This window comes from Sphingobacterium sp. UBA1897 (assembly GCF_002337775.1).
GTDB lineage: Bacteria > Bacteroidota > Bacteroidia > Sphingobacteriales > Sphingobacteriaceae > Sphingobacterium > Sphingobacterium siyangense.
Genome location: NZ_DDGR01000018.1, coordinates 304,889 through 322,277, shown reverse-complemented (window position 1 = coordinate 322,277; position 17,389 = coordinate 304,889). Strand labels below are relative to the sequence as shown.

Sequence of the window (17,389 nt, the reverse complement as noted above, 5' to 3'; positions counted from 1 at the left end):
TTTGAGATCCTGATGGTTAAGCCGCCCAGTTTCTCTAGCCACTAACCGACAAGATGTGGCTGAAAAATGGCATTTTTTACAACTAGATTTCGCTACTGTTTAAATACTATTGTTACAATGATATATCATTCTTATTTTTGCAAAAATTTTAAAAAACGCTAACGTTTTATTTCATGAGATCAAGAATACTTGCTTTTGTGGCCCTGGCACTACTCTCCTTTCGTGCCACTGCACAGGTCACACCCCGAATAGAGAATCCGAAAGACACTTTACAAAGCCGTACCCCAGCCAAGACGAGACTTATATTTCAACTTGAACATGAAAGCGGGGGCGAACTCAAATTCAATGAGCGCTCCAAAGAAACCCTTGCTGACTCATACTATAGTGGACTAAATTTCAGAGTCGGTTTTCAAACTCAGTTTCAAGACTCATTAAAGAGCATTTACAATGAAATATACAACTATCCGATATACGGCATCGGAATCTACAGTAGTACTTTTGGTCAGGAACACCTCGGACGACCTTTCGCGGCCTATGGCTTTGTCGCCATTCCCATTAGACCAAAAGTAAACTCGAGGTGGAATTTCAACTATCGGATTGCACTCGGTCTCTCTGGCAGATTCAACCCCTATAATGAAGAAGACAATCCTTTCAACCTACTTATTGGCAGCAAAAACAATGTATTTATTGATCTTGGACTTCAGGCCAACTACCGTCTAAATAAAAACTTCCAGGTTGGGGCCGGCGCAGCCTTTCATCACTTCAGCAATGGAGCCCTGGCATTACCGAACACCGGGATAAACCTCGTCCCCTTGAGCCTATCTGTTTCGTATACACCAACAAACAAACCTTTTGATTACAGAAAAACAAGTATTCCACAACTGGAGAAAACAGAGGAACTCCATTTCAACTATGCCTTTGGCTTCAAACAGATTGACCGCGAACACGATGGCCAATATTTTAAATCTACATTAGGCGCATACTACAGCAGGCATTTCGGCTACAAATGGCGGCTTGGCGCTGGGTTCGATGCATTTTATTCAGCTAGCGGAAACGATGAGAAGGTTGCCGGCGATAAAGCCGGGAAATTCTCAGCCCTATTTTCTTACGGCCCAGCATTCTACATTGATCATGTGTTAAATTCACGTCTATACATCAACGGAAATGTAGGAGTCTACCTTCATCGCAACGAATTCAATGGCGAAAGCATGCCCGTGTATTTAAGAGCAGGTGTACGTTATAAAGTATACAAAGATTTCTTTGCCGGTGTTTCCATTAAAGCCCATGGCGGTAAAGCTGATTTTATTGAATGGACGACAGGTTACGGAATTAAACTAGGTAAGAAACGGAAATAGTAAGAAAATAAACGCGAGGGATTCCCGAGACAGATTGAATACCGGATCGGGGACTTTCAAATTTACAGCGCATTCAGCCCATAAAAAAAAGCGTTCATGAAGAACGCTTTTTTTTATCGTGGGGATTACTGGGTTCGAACCAGTGACCCCTACCTTGTCGAGGTAGTGCTCTAAACCAGCTGAGCTAAACCCCCTAACGAAAAAAAAGCACCATTTGATGATGCTTTTGTGGAGGCTACAGGATTCGAACCTGTGACCCTCTGCTTGTAAGGCAGATGCTCTGAACCAGCTGAGCTAAGCCTCCGTTTTGGATTGGTGGAGAATACTGGATTCGAACCAGTGACCCTCTGCTTGTAAGGCAGATGCTCTGAACCAGCTGAGCTAATTCTCCGACTTTTGTATGGTGGAGGCTACAGGATTCGAACCTGTGACCCTCTGCTTGTAAGGCAGATGCTCTGAACCAGCTGAGCTAAGCCTCCATACTTTTTTAAAGAACGCCGTTCCCTAATTGCGTGTGCAAATATAGCTTAAAAATTCTATTCTCAAAATTATTTTATAAGATTTTATGCCTTTAATATCACAACAAGCTAAGAAACACCGAAATAATTTTTAATCATAGAACTTCCAAGAAATACCAAACCTAAAATTAGCACTATTCATCGGATAACGTCTGACCGTATAGTAACCATGCGGATAGAAGTTCTGATTTAAAAAATTATAACTCAAAAACATATTTACCCGTTGTATATTCGCTGTAATCCATAAATCCATGATCGGATATGTCGAAAACTCAATCTGTTTGTAAGCATTGTAAAACTGTCCTGTCCCAATCGAATAATTCGGATTGGCATAGGGTGTATTGAACTTTGCGTCCAGACCGATACTATAATCAATAACTTTATAAAACAGGTTACTGTAATACAAACTATGCCAGGTATACAGCTCCGGAACAGCCAGTGTGTTCTGTTGATCTGTCTTTTGATAGACCACAAGATTATCGAAGGTAAAATGGTTTAATTTAAATTTTTGTCCAACGGTTACCCTTAACAAATTAGCTTTATCCAATTGTGCAGGAACAATCCATTTATCTTTCTTCGGATCGTTCTGTGGATTGGACAACTCTTCGAAATAGGTATAATTGTTCATCAGAAAATACTCCACCTTGCCATGGAAACCAAGCATCGGATTGGCATATTGAAAACCCAGATTCTGAATTTTCGTCTTTTTAAGATCTAAATCATTCCATTTTCCGTAGGTATAATTCAAATTCTCGAAAACCATCTCCGGGGATTTGTTCTGTGAATAAGCTGACAACGTCACCTTTCCGATTTTATCCCCCATCGAGATATCCGCTTTAGCTTCATACAAGAAATCTCCAAAGTTGTGGCCAAATACGATTTGATTCGCTTTTAAACTAAAATCAAGTCGATCTGAAAACTTATACCCTAATTCACCTTTCACGATCCCGTTCTGATAAAAACGATCAAATGTCGTGCTATCCGGCAGTTTCTTCAGTGGCTGTGGATAGGCTGAAGTATTGTTATAATACCGCATGGAGTCCAACTGATTCTGCTCTACCCAGTTCATGTCGTGCTGAAAAGCCAAATTCAACTTTGCCTCGTTCTTAAAGACCGACTTCCCTCTGAGAAAAAAGTTATATTCAAATTCATTTGAAACATTCGTGATCAGCGTCTTATCATTGTTTAGCGCCAATGCCCTATTATTGTATGGCAACGCCGCATTCTCATCATCCTTATTCTTAAAAAAATTATAAGTCTGTCTTCGGATACGCGTATTATGCGCCATACTATTGGTCGGATGGATCTGCATCGTTGGCTTGCCTTTATCGATCGTATCCAATCGCCCCAAATAAAGTGACTGTCTCAGGAAAAATGAATTATCCCACCATTTAGACCGAGGTATATTTGTATTACTCGCATCATAGAATTTTGGTATAAATCGGTCCGGCGATTGTCTATTTCCAGGCGCAAATGGAAGATCTTCCGTAATAGAACCATTCTCCATGGCATCCAAACGATTAAATACCGCATTGATCAACAAATTATACCGGTTATTTTTCGATTCATACCAAGAAGCAACCGAAGCTTTTAAATCCGAATAATTCTGTCCAAGGTAAAATCCATCCGTTTTGGTGGAATGGAAATCGACATTCATATTCCATTGGGAATTGATATTCTGGGCCACCCGAGCCCTAAAAACCTGATCATTAAAAAAGAATCCTACCGCAGACAATTCGGAGTACCTCGCACGGGCCCTAAAATATTGGACCGAATCGGGGTTCAATAAATAACGTTCCAATGCTGTAAAACCAGACTGAAAGCCAATGGTCTTTTTAGGCTGGAACAATAGATCCCGTGTGGCAAGCCCATAGGCTCCAAGGTTCACACTGGGATTCCAGGGTAAATTCTGCGGATTATAATATTGATAATTATGATGTGACGTATCAATCTGCCGTGTATAAGTGCCTTTTTTTAGCATATCCAACGTTGCATATCGGATATACTTTGCAGACAGGATAACGGAATCCTTCTTTCCATCCTCCTTGGCTCTCGCCGAATCCAATGCACTGCTCCAATCCTCTTTGCTCTGCGCAATGACATCCACGGAATAAATAAATAAAACACACCATGCGGCAAGTATGCGTACGATCAACTTCATCTAAAATTATATAAAAACCAAAAAAGCTAAATTCACCTGAATGAACCAATTACACTTCACCCCACACAAATCCAACAACCTTCCCCCTCACCGGTGTTACATGAAGATGCAATTTATTGCAAAGCTATTAATTCTTTCAAAATTAATGTCATTTTAGGTTCCGCTTTCTCCGCAACAGTGACAATTTCCTGCAACGACACAGGTTTAAGTTGTTCATGAAAGCCCTCATCCGTAACAACAGAAATAGCAAATACCGGAAGAGCCATATGATTAGCGACAATAACTTCAGGAACGGTACTCATGCCCACTACATCGCCACCAATAAGCCGCATATAGCGATACTCAGCTTTTGTCTCCAAATTTGGACCTGCAGAAGAAACATAAACAACTTTTCGCGCAGCAATAGCATGTTTGGCTGCAATTTCAAGAGCCTGCTCGATCATCTTTCGGTTATAAGGCTCACTCATATCCGGAAATCGTGGTCCAAACTCAGCCAAATTTTGTCCACGAAGCGGATTATCCGGCAATAAATTGATATGATCTTCAATAATTCCAAGGTCACCTTTTTTCACATCAGGATTCAGGGATCCCGCAGCGTTGGAAACAAACAATTTCTGCACCCCCAAAACCTTCATGATCCGGATCGGAAATGTAATCTGCTGCATATCATAACCTTCATAGTAATGCAACCTTCCCTGCATAGCGACCACATTGCGTCCGCTCAACTTTCCAAAAATAAGCTTACCAGAATGAAATTCAACAGTTGAAATAGGGAAATTAGGTATATTGGAATACATCAGCTGATACTCGACTTCAATTTCATCAACCAATTTACCTAAACCAGTACCTAGGATGATACCGAATTCTGGAGCAAAATCTCCAATTTTTCTACGGATAAATTCCGTAGTCTCATTTATGCTATGATACATACGTACAGAAAAACTAAGTATATCAAACTTAACTTAATTTTTCTGTACGTACAAATCAAAATCAATACTTGTATTTACATCTTCTCACCAATGGAGAAACTTTTTATAACCAAATTACATTAATTGTGGGACAATGCTTTTTCACTTGCTTTACCTGGAGAACTGATCAAAAGCATTACAAACGTGATAAAACCATTTATAATGATCAAATCCAATCCGATAACATACGGTGTGTACACCTCAATAACATAGGTTTTAAGCAAAAATAATACGGTAGGCGAAAGCACACAGATATAGGGCACAGCCTTATCCCGCACGGCATATTTTGTGAATATTCCAAAAACGAATAAGCCCAACAAAGGTCCGTACGTATAACTCGCCGCAGTAAAGATTGCATTGACGACCGAATCATCGTTGATCAGCTTAAAGACCAAAATAACCAACAACATCACAATGGAAAAACCAAAATGCACATAGTTACGCTGTTTGATCAGCGCTGGATCATTGGGATTTTCTTTTTTATTGAAGTTTAAAAAGTCTACGCAGAAAGATGTCGTTAGGGCAGTCAGCGCACTATCTGTCGTTGCAAAAGTCGCCGCCGTCAATCCCATCATAAAAATGATCGCAGGAACAATAGCCAAGTGGTTTAATGCAATTTCTGGGTATAAATAATCACGTGTTGCCAGTTGAGTGACATCAATTCCGTTTTTGGCCGCGTAGATATACAACAAAGCACCGACAGCCAAAAAGAAAATATTAATAACCACAAATACACTTGTAAACGTAATCATGTTCTTTTGCGCCTCTTTAATGGTCCCCATCGATAAATTCTTTTGCATCAGATCCTGATCAAGCCCCGTCATTGCAATGGTCACAAAAATCCCTCCCAAGAATTGTTTCCAAAAATTTGCTTTACTGCCAACAAAATCATCCCAGAAAAAGATCTTAGAGTAACTACTTTCTTTCACAGCCTCGAAAGTATCCACAATACCAAAATCTAATCCTTTTGCCATAAAATAAATGGAAAGAATTACTGCAGTCACTAAAAAGGTAGTCTGTAGGGTATCTGTTACAATGATCGTCTTTAAACCGCCCTTATTTGTATACATCCAGATTAACACCAAACATATAACAACCGTAATTGCGAAAGGCACATTCCAGGCATCAAAAATAAAATGCTGCAATACGATTGCCACCAAGTAAAGACGAAATGCCGAACCGATCGTACGGGAAACCAAAAAAATAGCAGCACCGGTCTTGTACGTGGTGTGCCCGAAACGTTCTTCCAAATAGGTATAGATGGAAGTCAAGTTCATTCTATAATAGAGCGGAAGCAATACATAGGCAATAATGACAAAACCAACGGCGTTCCCGAGAACAAATTGAAAATAGCTAAATTCAGACGCACCGACTGCGCCGGGAACCGAAATAAAAGTTACACCGGAGAGCGCGGTACCGATCATCCCAAAGGCGACCATATACCATTTAGAGTTCCGGTTTGCGACAAAAAAAGTAGAGTTATCGGAAGCCCCCTTCGACGTGAAGTGAGCTACAGCAAGCAGAACTGCAAAATAGATTATTATAAAAGATAATAATATTACTGGTGACATAGTTTGTTTTTAAAATAGGTGATTTTTAGTAGGTTATACTCAATGGGTAGCCTGATAAGCTTCAATTGCCTGTCTTACATTACCAAATTGTTCAAGTAAAGCCGCAGCCTCTTCTTCCAGCGCCCCGGTTTGATCCATAATGATACGTACACCACGACCGACCAGCTTATGGTTTGACAATTGCATATCGACCATCTTATTCCCTTTTACCCTACCCAATTGGATCATCACTGCAGTACTGAACATATTTAAAACAAGTTTCTGTGCTGTACCCGATTTCATCCGGGTAGACCCAGTAACAAATTCTGGCCCAACAATAACTTCAATCGGATACTGTGCTACTTCAGCAATCGGAGAACCCCCATTACAGACAATACATCCCGTCACAAGTCCTTTCTCGTTTGCCGTTTTTAATCCGCCAATAACATAAGGTGTGGTTCCAGAGGCCGCAATACCGATAACAACATCGTTTTCATCAATATCATACGCTTCCATATCTTTCCAGGCTTGCTCCAGATCATCTTCTGCAAATTCAACTGCTTTTCTAATTGCAGTATCACCACCAGCAATCAACCCAATGATCCATTCAAATGGAACGCCGTAAGTCGGAGGTAATTCTGACGCATCCAACACGCCCAAACGACCACTTGTACCAGCGCCGATATAAAAAGTTCGACCACCAGCCTTCATTTTCTCCACAGTCACTTTGACCAATGCTTCAATCTGAGGGATAGCCTGCTCTACAGCAAGTGGCACAGATTTATCCTCATTATTGATATTTGTCAATAACTCATGCACAGACATCTTGTCTAAATCCTGATAATTCGAATCTTTCTCCGTTGTATTTACCATTATTAGTATATATTGTATTTCTTTATTTCAATAAATCGGGCACATCCACAAGTTGATACCCTTTCCCCTTTAATATGCTAATGATATCATCCAAATGATGATACAGTTTATCTTTCCGACGATCATCGGTTCCCATGTGAATCAATATCAGAAATCCATTGAGCCCATATCGAGTTTCGTAAGACCAGAGATTGTCGAGAATCGCTGCCGACGATACATAACGAGCCCCCATTTCTGGATAAGTATAATCAGCCGCAGTCCGTATTCCTGGTGTATAATTAATCGAATGTAGACCAACTACTTTTGCCCAATCGACTGTTTCACTATTATACCATTCATAAGAAGGAATATAATAGGAAAGCGGCTCTCTTTGAACGCCCACGCGTTCCAGAGCTTTCAGATTTGCCTTTAGATCAGCGACAAAAGAGTCACGCTTCACCAAAAGAACATCCCTACTCCCCCAGTCACTCACCAGAAGATGTTTATCCGAATGCCCCGAAACCATATGACCATCGTTTAACATCTGACGGACATACGGCTCAAAATCTGGCGTTCTGAGATAATCACCTGTCAGGAAAAAAGAGCCTTTAACGCCATTATGTTTTAGACTCGTCAATATCTCAGCTGTACCTTCAGATAAATCATGACCAGTAAACACCAGAGCCACCTGCCGCTTTGTCGAGTCGCCCCGGACAATAGCCCCAAAAACATCCCGTGTTACTTTTTTCCGGTCGGCTCCTCCATTGCCTTACCCTCCTTTGAAGCCAACAGATAAATCAACGAAGCGGTGCCATCCATTGTTGGCTCATTCGTACTATAATCTCCGTAGTCGTCATGATAGACCGCCAAATCACTTTGAAACTCCGCATAGCTATCCGGATTATTCAACTTGATACCGATCAGATTGCGATACGTGGATGCCATAATGGGCCCATCAACCAAACCGCCATCGATCGGATGCTTTCCAAGAAAGGTAAACGCCGAATGCGGATCAACAGGTGTATCGCCCCCAGATGGAAGACCATATACCATACTCGTGCCCCAAGGGTTCGTCCCAAATAACCAGTCAAAATTTGCTTGCGCCAGCTCATCAAAATGTGCATCTCCCGTCAATTCTTTATACCAGAGACATTGGATCGCAAAGGATACCGTTAAGTTGTTGCTACACCAGATAAAGGGAACTCCGCGAAAAAATGCATTTTTTTCGGCTCTCCGATTGACTTCCTCAATCCCCTGTTTATAATAGGAAACAATCTCCTCGCGATCTTGTCCTTTTAATCCTTTTGCCAACTCATAATGCCCAAGATTGATAAAAGGGTACCACTGATAATGTGCAGCAGTATCGCTTACCATCCAAGGTGTAATCTTTTCTTGCCGTGCGTAGCCTAAGGCTTCTCGTGCAAACTTTTCTTTTTTTGTCACCGAAAACCCCATTGCAGCGGCCAACTGCATATCGTCCACCCAATTATCTTCGGCATAAATATAAGGCGATTTCACAGAAACTGTCTGTGTCACGCCTGGTTTTATATTGGCATAAGCATAGGCCGTTTCCGATTTCTTCGAAAGCAGCTTTGCATATTTACCATCCTCTTTATCAAACAACATCGCCCCCAGGCGAAAAGCACTACTAAATTTACCAGCAGTAGAGCTTGTCCCCGTCGTATTATTCATAAACTTACCACGCTGTTGTGGTTCGCCATCGATAAAATACACCGGTCTTTCAAATCCACGACCATAATAGGGATCTTCCTTTGGCATCCGTATGCTTGCATGATCCCGGTCGTCACCAATCTGATTGTACATTTGATTGGCTTTAGGATGCATTTTCAACAACCAATCCAAGCCCCATTTCGCTTCGTCCAGTACATCGGCACGACCGTTTTTTCCATCAAGACCATTTGCTTGCTTTAGATCACCAAACACCTTTGGAAAATCGCGGTAAGCCGCTAGCAGATGAAATGTCGCATTTGCCGACGTTGTCGCATATTGCAAATAATCAGAAGCATCGTGCCAACCTCCACCCGCATCGATATGGGAACTATCGGGAATACCAACCTTTCCTGCATAAAGCGCAAATCCATCATGTGTATGGCAGCTATCTTTCAGAAAAGGGTTAAACAATGTGCGTTGTTGCCGCATATAACGCAGTACAAAATCTGCCGCTCCTTTGTAAACGTCCCGAGCAATTCGGAATGTTGGAGACTTCACATCTCCAGCCTGAACAAAAAAGCGTCCTGTATCCTGCATAGAAGAGAAATCCAAACGAAAGCTCTGAACAAAAGGACCATAAGCCCCATAATCTTTTCCAACAGGATGCACATAGACTGTTTTACCCGTTTCTGCATTTTTAATTTCAAAAGAACGAAGCTGCCTGATTGATTTCCCGCCCCATACCGCGACCTTCTTGCCCGCCGGAGTATAGCCCAATTGGTTTATTCTAATCCAAGCATTTTGCTGTGCTTTCGCAAAGTTACAAACAAAACATGCAAAAACAAGCAAAAAAGCTTGACGTAAATTTAAGAAGTTTAGACATTTTTTTATCATATCAAGGCATTTATTTTCAAAAAGATCAATTCAATCGATTGCTTAAAACTGTAATGAAACTATTTTGCCATCCATCGTACTCGCTATCACCGTATTTCTGCCATTTAGCGCTACAGGATTAACCATTCCATTGGATATTTTATATTGCCATACTACCGCGCCTGTTTTTGCGTCAACCCCGGATAGCAAACCCGAATGACTCGGCACAAATACCAACTTGCCATTGGAGGTAATTGCAGAAGGCGTCAATTCGTAGGGCAATTTAAGCTTGGACTTCCAGGCAACATCCATGCTGTTCCCAGCAACTGAAATACCTAAAAGATCGCCGTCCATCGTCTTCACATAAACCAATTTATGATCTGCAGCCAGCCCCATCGACTCGCGCACCCGAATGGTATCTTTCTTTTCCCGCCAAATGACCGCCCCCGTTTTCGCATCCAGTGCTGTCATAAAACGATCCGGTGCAACTACAAAAACACGATTATTTACCCCCACCGGATTACATGCCGCCGCTGAAAACATCCGATTAGCCTGTCCGTTATTCCATTCCCACGCCAGCTTACCTGTATTGACATTCAAAGCATAGAATCCATTACTCCAGGAGCCAAAAATTACATTTCCCAAATAATACGTTGGCAGGGTCGATACAAATCCTTTGACCTGATCAAAACTCCATTTTACAACCCCAGTCTTGATGTCCAGTGCGCTAAACTTACCATCCGAACCACCGATAAAAGCCACGCCATTATGTAGCAGGGGCGAACCCAAAACCGCCTTTTCAGTCTGTACCTTCCACAACAACTTGCCATTACGGGCATCTACCGCATAAATTGCATGATCCGATGATCCCGCCACGACAATCCCCTTCCACACAGCTGGCGTAGAATAAACTTTACCACCGGTGCGGAATGCCCATAGCTTTTTACCCGTTTTTAAATCAAGCGCAAAGATATCGCCCGCGGTATTTGATGTAATCACGCTATTTTTGTAAACAGCTAGTCCCGCCCCAATATCACTAGCATCTTCAAACGTCCAATTGACTTTAACCTGATCTGCATATTTGGTATTCACAGCATAACTTGGTCTCGGGTAGCTTACCGTTTCATTTTCATAATGATGATTAAATAGAGGGACAACAACCCAAGATTTCTCCTGCATCCCTACACCGGGATTACGCTCCTGATAACTCGCTTTACCATCGGCGATGGTCACAATATTATAGCCGCCAACCGCTTTATTCGCACGCAGGTTAGACCGCCCCATTACCCCCGGAATTCCTTCCCAATCGTATAATTTATTGGCATGACCATGTCCGCAAAGCGCCAATTGAACATTCCGCGTTTTAACTCTTTTTAATGCGTCAAACCAGTTATTTAGCGAAGAATCCTGTGGATAATGATTAATATAGATCAATGGCAACTGATTATCCGGATTCGCTGCAAAAATGGAATCCATCCAGACCAGGTTCTCACGAGGAATCTGACCAGGGCTCATACGCATATTTGGTCCTGAATTGGTTCCAATGAATGCGTAACCTTTATGCTTAAAGAAAAAGGTTTCACCACCAAAAACGGTGCGAAATGTATTGGCTCCATTTTCAGACCAATTTCCATCGTGATTTCCCGGAATCACATACCAAGGCAGCTGCAAACTATCTAAGATGCGCTTTGCAAGCTTCAACTCATGATCAGCGCCAAACTCGGTGATATCCCCAGAAAGTATAACGAAATCAATATCTTTCAATGTATTCAGGTCCTTTACAGTACGTCGCAAATCCTCCTCTCCTGTTGCACCACCGACATGCGTGTCTGTTACATGGGCAAATTTGAAGGACTGCTGCGCCATCACAACGTTAAAAACGCAGGATAATGCAATAAAAAAGGTAATAATTGGAAACCTCATGCGTAATGTTTTCTTAAAAATAGCGTTTTTATGCATAATAATAAAATAAAAATGCGTTTTTATGCAAAGTATTTTAGATATAGATTTAGGTTTGTTTTCGACAGCCTCGGCTATCATGGACATAAAAAAGCCTTGTCTAAAAACATAGACAAGGCCTCATAATATGTGGATTAAATTACCACCCTTTAGTTTGTGTTAATTTATATCCTCTTTGCTCATAGTCAACAATTTGCGCTTTACCCACTGGAGCTAAATAAAATTTATCATCCACGGCATTTCTATTTGCTGCATTTTGAACCACTATAAAACCAACCATATCGGCAGCATTAGAACCATTATAAGTCACTACGGTTCCATCCGCTTTCCTCACTTTGGTGACGCCAACATAGTTAGATTTTAAGAAATCCGGGGCCTGCTTTGCTACATCAACCCAAATTCCCGTGAAATAATCCGTACTTTTCGAAAAGTCCATATAACCCAGCTTTTTCCATCTCTTTAAATCCAGCAATCGCGAGTATTCAAACACGAATTCCATCCGGCGCTCACGACGTATTTCCCACATTAGCGGTGTTACATCTGCATCTCTAGCTGGATCATTAGCAATTGAACCAATCTGTAACGGCGCAGTCTTTGTCACTCCTTTAGCTATAGCAACCTCGTCAAGCGGCCTATTTCTTACTGCATTGATTGACTTATCGAGATCTGTTTGTGTAACAGCTGCACCACCAAAGTTTTCGGCTAAAATTTGCTTTGCTTCAATCCAGTTTAACACAACTTCTCCATAACGTATAACAGGAGCGTCTGATGTATTGGTATTTGAATTCCACTTAGCATAATCAGGATTTGCACTTGTTATCTTATAACCATTGCGAGCGACATACTTTGTTCCATAGACAAATGTTGAAGCCTTGGAGTTCAAATCCGTATCAAAGGAAGCCTCAAAACGTGGGTCACGAGAGGTCGCCAACTTGCTTAACGAAAAATCCGTCGCACTAGCGAGTGATGATGAAGAATAAGGCTTACCATCAACACAGATAAATTCCTTGATCAATTTTAAATTTGGAGCTGTGGCCTGTGCCTCAACGCCATTTTGATAAGATCCGATTGCATGCAGCACACTAACGGATGCATCGTATTTACGATACATAATCACTTCTTTGTTGGTCGCTAAATCCTGGGAAGAAAACAAACTTTTGAAATCAGCAGTAAATGAATACTTACCTGAACTCATAACAACCTCCGCTGCACTTTGGGCAAGCTCCAAATATTTCTTTGCTCTTGCCTGATCAAGACCGTGGTATTTCTGCCAAGAACCTTCAAACAACATCAAACGTGATATAAAAGACGCTGCAATATACTTATTCAACACATTTGCACCATCATCGGCTTTCATATTCTGTAATACATATACAAAGTCATCGTACACATGATCCATCACGACACCACGATTATCACGATCTTTATATTGCGTATCAAAATCAGAAGCAGCTACTTCAGATTCAAAATATGGAACATCCCCGAAAACAGAGACCAACCTCGAATACTCAAAAGCTTTAAAGAATTTCGCAACAGCAGTCCAGTGATTATATTGAGCCGTGGTTAAGTTCGGCTTAGCAATAGTCTCTATTCTATTCAAGAAAATATTGGATTTGCGAACCCACGAATAATTCCATGTGGGACCAGCATACGTATCAAGCCATGCCGCAACTTCAGATGTGGATGAACGCGTATCAGGTATAGCATTTTCAAAATTAGCTTGTTGACCACTAAAAGTCAAATCGTCTGAAAAGGTATACCCCCTTACTGGCGTATAATCCGTCGTAAAGGAACTATTGTAGCCGTTGAAATATTGCGTATAAAAACCGTTCGCAAATAACCTCAGGTCATTTTCATCCCTCCAATAAAGCCCCGAACCATCTGTAATCTGATCCAAAGACGGGCGATCTAACAAGCTGTTACAGCTTGACAACACCATTGAGGAACCTAATAATATATATAAGAATTTTGTTTTAATTTTCATGATAATTTCAATTAAAATGTCAATTGAACGCCAAAAGAAGCAGATTTGAACGTTGGCGTTCCAACACCAATACGGCCACTATTGTAATTATTCAAGCTCTGATCAACAAACATATTCACCCCAACAACAGCTTCAGGGTCGATAGGCAAGCCATTAAGTTTATCCCATGTAAAGAAGTTTTCCAAAGCAGTGTATATACGTAAATTGCTTACTCCGATTCGACTCAACGTTCCCTTCGGAAGAGTGTAACCCAAGGTTAAGTTCTTAATACGCAAATAGGACATATCCAACAAATAGCGACTTTGTATCTGCATATTATTAATATTGTCTGTTCCACCGTTGCTGTATGCTGCTGGATAAAATGCGCCCGTATTATTTTCAGTCCAATAATCTGAAGACATAACTGCAGGCATTGCTCCATCTGATGCATTAAAGCCGGCCTGTGCCAAGAACCCTTTTCCCCAAACTTGACGGCTACCTACACCTTGGAAGAACGCAGAGAAGTCAAAGCCCTTGAAATCAGCCCCTAAACGAAATCCATATTCATACCTCGGCGTCGAATTACCGATCACAGAAAGGTCACCATGATCTGAAATTGTCCCCTTTCCGTTATCTATAGCACCATCTCCGTTTAAATCCTTAAACTTAACATCACCGGGACCATAAAGGAAGGTAGATGAATTTTGAACCCAAGATTGGTAAGCTCCATTTGGATCAGACAACTTGTTCATTGTCTTACCATTGACGGTTGTCGTAACTAGTTTTCCATTTTCATAAACGAAATCACTTTTTTGATACAGACGATCCGTTTCATAACCCCAAATTTCACCGAATGTCTTACCGTTATAGTATCCATCCACTAAAGTTGTTGTACCGTATTCTGTGATGACAGATTTTGCATCCGATACGTTTGCACGTAGATTAATCCCCAAACCATTTTCGAAACGGTGGTTAAAATCAACTGCTAGCTCCCAACCTCTCGTACGTAAAGCGCCAAAATTACCTTTAGGAGCCTCAGCACCAAAAGTCGCAGCAACACCTTCCATCGGCACTAGCATATTTTTAGTATCGCGTTGATACCAATCAAATACAAGCCCCAGTTTATTCTTGAGGAATCTTGCGTCAAGTCCAAAATCCAAGGTCTGGATATCTTGCCAGCCCACCTGAGATAAAACGGCGGCAGGAGATCCTACATACCAATCCTTATTTCCTGAGCTGTTAATCCAGTTAGATTGGGCATTCGTCATATAACTTGTATACAAATTGTTCGGAACAGCCTGATCTCCAATCGAGCCCCATGAACCGCGGATTTTAAATTGATTTACGAACTCACGTGACCAGTCCATAAAAGATTCTTGCGATACCACCCAACCTGCAGAGAACGACGGATACCATTTCCAGCGCAAGCTTGTCGGAAATTTAGACGATCCATCACGACGTAAATTTGCTTCAAACAAATATTTATCCTTATAAGCATAGTTCACCCGGCCAAAAAAACCAATCTGAGATTCCCATTTTTTATAACCGGAACCAGTCACTGTTCCCGATCCAAACGTTAATTGTGGATTCTTGATATCCAGCAGGTTTGTAATTTGTGTCCAAGAATTTTCAGTTTGTTCCGCGACACGGTTTAAACCTGCCATAAATTTAAACTCATGCCCACCATCCAAGCTCAAATTGTAAGTAGAGAAGGCATTGATCGTATGGCGCAAGAAATTCTCATCTTCCTTACGGTAATGGTCAGGATTAGAGCCTGCAGCTGTATATTGGAAATAATCTAGATCATATGCAGCCATCGCTCCCGCAGCAGATGCGTCCACATAGCTTCCATTTGCATCGACATACATCTGGTTTCCATTTGCATCCTTTTTCGCTACTGGATTTCCCCAGGAATTGCCTGCCGTAAAACGTGTACCCGGCTTATTCCAGATCATCTCCTGATTGGTCAATGTGTAATCAAAATCCAATTTCCAATTCTTCGTGAAATTTACAGTAGCACCACCATTGAAATTCATATAGTTTTTTAACTGGCTCGCCACGTTTGCCGCACCAGTCTCATAAGCTGGACTACGAATTGGGTCCCCGTCTCCATCATTTCCAAACGGATACAGCGAGCTCCAACGGTACATATATAACCATGGATCTGCTGTTGTCGAATTCGTTGCATACGGATATTGTTTATTCGTACGGGAATAAATAGCTCCTGCCCTCGCTGTAATGTATTTGTTAATCTCATGAGAAACCCGTACTGAAGCATTATATCTCGAGAACTTGTCCGTGTTAGTCTTCAACATACCAGACTGATCAAGCAACCCTAATCCTACATTATAAGAAGTTTTACCTGACTTACCCGATAGCGATAAATTATGTTGTTGTGTAGGAGCCCATTCACGAACCATATAGTCATAAGGATCATACGTACGTACGCCATATTTATAACCTGTTGCAGGATCATAATACCAGTCACGTCCATACAACGTTGGATCATCTTTACCGACCGAGCTACCATATTTATCCTGCCATTCAACCGATTTTTGATAACTTTCTTCATTTATTTTATAGAAAGCTCCAGTAAAATTGCTACCAACGCGCAAAGCTGCATCCAACGAATATCTCAACGCATCAACCGTCCCCATTTCGTATTTCTTGAATGGGTTTTGAAAGGAGAAATTATTAGAATAATTTACTGACACCTGATCAGTTTTAGCTCCCTGTTTTGTTGTAATTAAAATAACACCATACGCGGCTTTAGCTCCGTAAATAGATGATGCTGCGGCATCCTTTAAAACTGAAATAGATTCAATATCATCGGGATTCACAATATTGATACTCGGAATCTCCACATTATCCAGTAATATCAATGGATTATTGGATCCAGTTATTGAACCTATTTGACCGCGAATTTTGACCGTTGGATCAGATCCCACCTCTCCACTCGGGATAACGATACTCAATCCTGGTGTCGTACCCTGCATGGCACGTCCTGCATCAGCAATAGGACGTCCTTGCATTGTCTCTTTGATATTAACTGACGCAACAGCACCTGTTAAGTTACTCTTTTTCTGCGTACCGTATCCAACAACAACGACTTCATTCAACGTTTGATTATCATCAACCAAAGTTACATTTAGCGAATTCGAAGTCACAGGAACCTCTCGTGTAATATAACCTACGGATGAAAAACGCAACTTGCTCCCCACGGCAGCTGTAATTTTAAAATGCCCCTGCGCATCGGTCTTCGTTGATGCATTACCACCAATTACAGACACGCTTACTTCAGAGACTGGACCTTTTCCATCCGTTACAGTACCTTGCACTGTATTTTGAACCGCACTTTTTGCAGAAGAACTTAAAAGAACGCTTGTTGAATTAACGTTCTTCAAAGAGCCTTCCTTTTTTGTAAAAGAATAGGATTCAGAAGGAAAACTCAATCCAAGAGCAACAGAAAATAGTACAAATTTTCTCATTGATTATAGAGTTTTAAAATAAATGATTCTA

The 17,389-nt window shown here is 41.3% G+C and carries 10 protein-coding genes and 4 tRNA genes; 1 reads left to right on the top strand and 13 read right to left on the bottom strand.

Features of this window, described 5'->3' with window-relative positions:
- Window positions 1-173: 173 nt before the first annotated feature.
- Window positions 174-1,355 (top strand): acyloxyacyl hydrolase, encoded by a 1,182-nt coding sequence (locus tag B4N43_RS09645; protein ID WP_286734380.1) that lies wholly within the window; start codon window positions 174-176, stop codon window positions 1,353-1,355.
- 119 nt (window positions 1,356-1,474) lie between these two features.
- Here B4N43_RS09645 and B4N43_RS09640 read toward each other — a convergent pair.
- The 13 genes from B4N43_RS09640 to B4N43_RS09580 form a co-directional block, all read right to left on the bottom strand.
- Window positions 1,475-1,549: transfer RNA gene (locus tag B4N43_RS09640), tRNA-Val, on the bottom strand.
- 35 nt (window positions 1,550-1,584) lie between these two features.
- Window positions 1,585-1,659 (bottom strand) — tRNA-Val (locus tag B4N43_RS09635).
- A 9-nt stretch (window positions 1,660-1,668) separates the two neighbouring features.
- A tRNA-Val gene (locus tag B4N43_RS09630) sits at window positions 1,669-1,746 on the bottom strand.
- A 10-nt stretch (window positions 1,747-1,756) separates the two neighbouring features.
- Window positions 1,757-1,834: transfer RNA gene (locus B4N43_RS09625), tRNA-Val, on the bottom strand.
- 130 nt (window positions 1,835-1,964) lie between these two features.
- Window positions 1,965-4,034, bottom strand: coding sequence for a putative porin (locus B4N43_RS09620; RefSeq protein ID WP_286734378.1), 2,070 nt, complete (start codon window positions 4,032-4,034; stop codon window positions 1,965-1,967).
- A gap of 113 nt (window positions 4,035-4,147) precedes the next feature.
- Window positions 4,148-4,963, bottom strand: a complete 816-nt coding sequence (locus tag B4N43_RS09615) for a purine-nucleoside phosphorylase (protein WP_075994483.1) — start codon at window positions 4,961-4,963, stop codon at window positions 4,148-4,150.
- Window positions 4,964-5,082: 119 nt separating this feature from the next.
- Window positions 5,083-6,573, bottom strand: coding sequence for a sodium:solute symporter (locus B4N43_RS09610; RefSeq protein ID WP_088163214.1), 1,491 nt, complete (start codon window positions 6,571-6,573; stop codon window positions 5,083-5,085).
- 39 nt (window positions 6,574-6,612) lie between these two features.
- Window positions 6,613-7,425, bottom strand: a complete 813-nt coding sequence (gene murQ / locus B4N43_RS09605; RefSeq protein ID WP_088163216.1) for an N-acetylmuramic acid 6-phosphate etherase — start codon at window positions 7,423-7,425, stop codon at window positions 6,613-6,615.
- 22 nt (window positions 7,426-7,447) lie between these two features.
- Window positions 7,448-8,092, bottom strand: a complete 645-nt coding sequence (locus B4N43_RS09600) for a polysaccharide deacetylase family protein (protein WP_286734375.1) — start codon at window positions 8,090-8,092, stop codon at window positions 7,448-7,450.
- Window positions 8,093-8,142: 50 nt separating this feature from the next.
- Window positions 8,143-9,969 (bottom strand): glycoside hydrolase family 9 protein, encoded by a 1,827-nt coding sequence (locus B4N43_RS09595; protein ID WP_286734373.1) that lies wholly within the window; start codon window positions 9,967-9,969, stop codon window positions 8,143-8,145.
- Between the two features lie 42 nt (window positions 9,970-10,011).
- Window positions 10,012-11,871, bottom strand: coding sequence for a PQQ-binding-like beta-propeller repeat protein (locus B4N43_RS09590; RefSeq protein WP_286734371.1), 1,860 nt, complete (start codon window positions 11,869-11,871; stop codon window positions 10,012-10,014).
- Window positions 11,872-12,046: 175 nt separating this feature from the next.
- Window positions 12,047-13,891 carry a RagB/SusD family nutrient uptake outer membrane protein gene (locus B4N43_RS09585; RefSeq protein ID WP_075994487.1) on the bottom strand — a complete coding sequence of 615 codons (1,845 nt, stop codon included), beginning with the start codon at window positions 13,889-13,891 and terminating at the stop codon, window positions 12,047-12,049.
- Between the two features lie 11 nt (window positions 13,892-13,902).
- Window positions 13,903-17,358: a SusC/RagA family TonB-linked outer membrane protein gene (locus B4N43_RS09580; RefSeq protein WP_286734368.1), complete on the bottom strand. Its 3,456-nt coding sequence runs from the start codon at window positions 17,356-17,358 to the stop codon at window positions 13,903-13,905.
- Between the last annotated feature and the right edge of the window lie 31 nt (window positions 17,359-17,389).